2 protein-coding genes are annotated in these 5,378 nt (G+C 44.3%); both read right to left on the bottom strand.

Annotated elements, in window-relative coordinates; all coding sequences use genetic code 11:
• Nucleotides 1-350: hypothetical protein (locus ACK5JN_RS18190; RefSeq protein WP_416871440.1), on the bottom strand; the 350-nt coding region annotated here is incomplete at its 3' end.
• A complete protein-coding gene (locus ACK5JN_RS18185) occupies nt 343-1,446 on the bottom strand; it encodes a hypothetical protein (RefSeq protein WP_416871439.1) in 1,104 nt (367 codons plus the stop codon). The genes ACK5JN_RS18190 and ACK5JN_RS18185, both read right to left, overlap by 8 nt.
• Nucleotides 1,447-5,378: the final 3,932 nt, after the last annotated feature.

The raw sequence follows: 5,378 nt of genomic DNA, 5'->3' as shown, positions 1-5,378 counted from the left end.
CTTTCACTGATGTAACGTGGAGGAAGGCTATCATCTGGAAGCGTTTTTAGACTTCGAGTACCAGTTTTTGGGACTACAGGAATAACTGAGTGATCATCATGAGCACTACCAAGTAGTGATGGAATGTTTTGCAACATTATACTATGGGTGACGTGGCCTGACCCACTGCCTGAGATGTCATTTATGTACTGGTCAAAGTTATCGAAATCGCTATGAAACAAGGATGGCACAGAAGGGTTGCGAATAATCTGTGCTGTCAACAAGCTAGATGCTTCTTCTAAAGCTGTAGCAAGTGCTGTTTCCAGCTCAAGTCCAAAGGAATAGCTTTCTGCACGTCCAAGTTTATTCATTAATGTGTTCAGCTGGGCACTTCTGTATAGGTGTCGTAGTGTCATGCATACCATAATGTGCTTCGGCAACTTCCACTGACCATTCGTTACAGCACGGCAAAGATCTTGCCCAAGGGAAGAAAAAAGTCTCTAATTTCTCTGAACCCAGTGCAGACCCATGTCCACTGATCAGTGTGCTCAGAAAGCGTTGTAGTTCGATCGGTACTGAGTTTTCTACTGGTTGCAAGTAAGATGCAGTTGGTGGCCACGGAAGCTCATCAGCCTCTTCAAACGTGTCCTTTATAATATTCCTTAGAAGAATGCCAGCGTCATCAATTTTGTCACTACATCCAAAAAGGTACCCACTCCGCACTGCTTCTGCAAGACTTGTCGTCTCAGTGCTAAACTCAAGGTCTGTCTGAAGTTTACCTCCAGATCTACCCAGCCCGATAAAGGCAATCTTGGTACCATACACATCATCATTCATCAGCCTACATTTCAGTTTTTGTGTCTCATAGTTCGGGTTTGAAAATGGTGTTTCAGACAGGTATTCAACATGCAAATCCCTAAGATCTGTCATTTTCACTATTTCTTTGTTAAGTACAATATTCTTGTCAATGACTTTACAGAGTTTATTGAAGCAGTTTGAGTGTGTTTCATCAATGTATTGTGCTTGTTCTTTTCTCAGTGGATCTGGACTACGCCATTTGCCACGGTCACAGTACTTCATTCGACAAGCTTTGTGGTACTTTGCTTCACATCCAAAGAGATCCTTTCCTCGAATTTGCCGAGCTAGGTCCTCATCTTTCCGTTCCTCTGCCGGTTTAACAATCGTTGGTCCTCCGCCATGTTCCAAGCTAGACAGACCCTCAGTTGTCCATGCATTTCCCTTTTTCGCCTTTTTACGACCAAACTGTTGACAAAATATACAGGTTGGTTCAAACAGAATGTTATCACCAGTGCACTTTTTTCGACTCGACCTCCGATCTTCTGGATTTGATGAGTGAGCACCAGGTTTCAACCGGCTAAGGTTCATTGTGAACCTTTGATAACGCTCACGATGATATCCATCTAATTCTCCAAATTCATCTGGAATTCTGTCACATATCTCTTGCATGCGATTTGGCGACCCAATGGGCTGTGACAGACGCTGGTCTCGTATGCTGCATATCGACGAAAATCTTCCGTCAGGGTCATCAACTTCTGCTGAAAAGACAAAACTAGAGAAGTTTGAGCTGTCTGTATGGATGATGCAGTTGCCCTGCGTAGGCCGTTGAGTCATGTCTCTCTCACAGCTCGCCTTGCGCTTCAGCATTATGGTGGCTTAACTGCAACAAATGAATAAACAGAGGATGTCTTACACACAGTGAACAATAGCGCAAGTATAAACGGTGGTCATTTTACTAATCTGGCTGGAAGCTGTCAAGCTATCCGCAGCAGAGCAATGCAGTTTCATTCACGAAAAAAGACCAACAAAAGTTATTTTCCAGCAATAACTCACTTACATAACTTCTTTAAACCCTGTCTACTTTAAAGTTAAAATTTCAAATAAAATAGGATACTCCACAATCAGTTCTCCAATAATATTGGAGAACTGAACTGATTACACACCTTATAACTAGTCCTTGCATGATGACCTTAAAACTAACATGCAACATGCACCAACCTCGTCATCTTGAGTGCCATACAGGTAGACGTCTGTGCGCTGCAATGGAAAAAAATTGTACATACTAGTAGCACTGTCTGTACTGGATATGTCATTGTGGTGAAAGGAAATTTCATTATATTTTCGCTGTTGATTACCTATGCGATAACCTACATTATTAGAATAACATGTAGAAGTAGTAAAATAGGTATGTTAATGCAACTTTTACTGGCTGTTAAAATTTATAGGGATCTCTGTTGAAAACCTACGATACTTTCAATGCCAGTTGTGTATATATATGTTTTTCTCACAGTTTTATAAGACTGAATTTAGTTTGTTGTTGTTCTTTCCCAATGAGTTATCCTTAAACATGGATGGGTCAGCAAAGTCAGAACATATGTTTTTAATTTATTTTAGGCCATAATTGTATCATCTGACCTTTCTTCGGCAAGTACAGTATTGGTAAATAACCAGGTGTCAGATTGTAGATGAAGTTAATATGTCATGACCTTTTGACCCCTCCTGACCTTATTACTGATTCAGTTTGGATGCTTTACATACCACATGAAAGTACATTCCTAGAGCTGCAATTTGGTGGGTAGAATGTTACTCTAGCTCAAATGGTTCCCGAGTTGTGACCATTTCATTTTCATCTACTCCAAAACCTGGTAACTGACTTGTCTGTAGATGTTGAGTAAATAACACCACGGCACCATTATTGAGTAACAGTTTATTCAGTGGTAACATTCCTATTTTCAAAATATAGGCATTTAGCAACAAGATGAAACTGGTTTCGTCAATTGGTGGTGGTGGGGGGGGGGGTCAAGGTGGGCCCCTCCAGCCCACGGACTATTAGGTTATGGTTACTGTGCACTGTAGCTCCACACCTCTTTCTTTACCTCACTGATATTTCCCTCATTAGTCTCACATATTTCTTGACTTCTCCATGAATACTTCTGGATAATATTTACTGGTGAGAGGGCACCATGTTCCTCTGTCAGGGCCTCTGCAGCATCTGCAATAAATGCTCCTGCAAGCAGAGCAAGCTGCTGTATATAACTGGTGGGGCTGACTAACTTAATAGTGATGGGTTATTAATTTACCAGCAGTGCTAAGGCTTTAGTGATGATGCGTTAAACATAGGTTACTAATTTTAGGTTACTATTTTAGGTTACTATTTCTTAAAGAGGGAGGGATGGTGACCCCAAAGACATGCGTTCGCGTCCCGCCGCAGCCAGCTGGCAATTTTTAACCATCACTAAGTGACGGAAGATAACCCACATGCTGTCCAGATCTTGTCAACCCTAACTTCAGCGACTTAAGTCAAGAGGAGCACTGGGGTGAATAAGGTGGTTAGCTATGAAGTAGTCAGGCACAGGGACATGGTTATATCTGGAGATGCAGACACGGGCACACTTGCTCACAGAAAAGAGAGAGACCCCAAGACAGACTCCTTCGGTACAACACAAAAATGTCGTTTTGTAATGAAAGACTTGGAATTCAACAAGGAGTTACAAGATCGACATCCCTGTTTAAGAAGGTGACATGTAAAATTATGAAAACCTTAGAAGAAAAAGATTTAGGCTTCAGAAATGATGTATTAAAAATTGGCTCACTCTTCTCTGGTGATGATGCCTTACTTCTGTTTTCCTGCATTTCGTCATATCGGCCTCATTAGGACAAGTACCCTAACTGATCCTCATATTCAAAATATTCAATTTATTCGCTTTCAGATAGTTTCGGACAGGACCTTTAGTGGAAGATGCTAGAGCTTGCTGGGGCACAGCGAGTCAGCGAGTCCGGCTCAGCGAGTCGGCCAGTTCAGCGAGTCTACTCGCCATGTCCGCTATATAAGGAGCGTCATCTCCGCGAGCCCTTCAGTTCAAAACTGACCTCAGCAGGAAACGGACCCCAAGTGGAGCTCCTGTAAGGTAAGAACTCACTTCCCAAAGGGTTTGCCCTGGGAAGGCAAGCTCCTAGAGCTTGCCAGCACACCTAAGGTGTTGCTACTTTAGCTATTCCTAGTTAATAGCGTTGTTACCTTACTCGCTGAGTAGCTGAACTCGCTGAGTAGCTGGGCTCGCGAATGAGCACCACTAACCGCATAGCTAGCAGAGTAGTTGAATGCCCCAATCTGGTGTTTCCTGACGAGAGTCGGAAATACCTTATTACCGCTCGCTGAGTAGCTGACGAGCTCGCTAGTCAGCACCGCAGACCAACTGGCTACCCAGTACAGCTTCTTCTGAAGTATGCTAGCTAAAACTAACATACGTTCTTTCTTCACTAAGGATACAGCAAGCAATTCAAGCCACGTTACCCAGCTACTCGGCACAGCTACTCGCCATGCTCCGGGGAACGCTACGAATTTTTAGGCCTCTAGGACTCCTGTCAACTATAGGCACCGTAAGGTGTTATGTAAGCTATTTTTAGCGACTTTTAAGATTAGTTTCGACATGTCCCCTTCATTCCACAGGCACAATGGAAAACGGACACTGTAAGAGATGCTCGGAGACTCACCCCTGCCCTCGCCACTCCCTCTGCTGCATCAAAGGCTCCAGAAACAGAAAAGGGAAGGGTGAGCGTTTCTTGACTTATGACCCACATCGCTGCATGATTTGTCAAGCCTACATCGCTGAAAGTACGATTGGAGTCGCTGCCGCACAAGCAGAACTGCGGAAACATTTTATAGTGATTCGAGGGCATCGGCAACGCTCCCACTGCCCTAGTTCAGAGCTGATGAACTTCTTCTCCAGCGAGGAAGAACCCATTCGGCTACTCGCCCTTGCCCAATACACACCACCATCACCACATGCTCACAGTAAGTTCTCCAACTGCGTGGTATTACTTTACCTGAGCTACTTCAGTTTACGTTCCAACATTGAAATATAATGTTGTCACTTATACTATAGCAAGGCTATCGATTAGTCCCTGTCTGATCTCTAGCTTCACACATCCAACAGCCCGCTCTCTTCCTGCCACAGGCAGGTCGAGCAGTGCGGACCCTCATGCATCGCCAGCCTCGCTCACTCACAGCGAGGCATTGCTGCAACACCCTCGCAGCGAGGCAAGCCATGCATCACACCAAGCCTCGCCCACGGCGCTCCCTAGCACTTCGCTGCAAGAGTCTAGCCATAAGTGTCTTGTTTCTATCACGAAACAAACCACTTTATATTTAACATGCTTTGAGATAGTATGATATTGCAATACTGCCTTGTCATCTCTTATCTCTTATTTCCCCTGCGTTCAGCGAGGCAATCACTAATTGCTCTCTATTTTCACAGGCAGAGCTGCCACCATTCCAACGCAGGATCCAAAACCAGCTACCCAGGCGGATGCCCTCCGCCAGGCGTTAGCCTCTATCATGCCAGACCCTGCACCCGAGCCTCTCGCGGTGGTGCAGAGCT

The sequence above is a fragment of the Kluyvera sp. genome (assembly GCF_047971185.1).
In the GTDB taxonomy this organism is placed as follows: domain Bacteria; phylum Pseudomonadota; class Gammaproteobacteria; order Enterobacterales; family Enterobacteriaceae; genus Kluyvera.
The sequence above is the reverse complement of the archived record's forward strand: the minus strand, read 5'-3'. Positions and strand labels throughout refer to the sequence as shown.

Bases quoted from the DNA above. Each gene is read 5' to 3' on its own strand.
- ACK5JN_RS18185 (WP_416871439.1), bottom strand. From the start codon at position 1,446: ATGCAAGAGATATGTGACAGAATTCCAGATGAATTTGGAGAATTAGAT.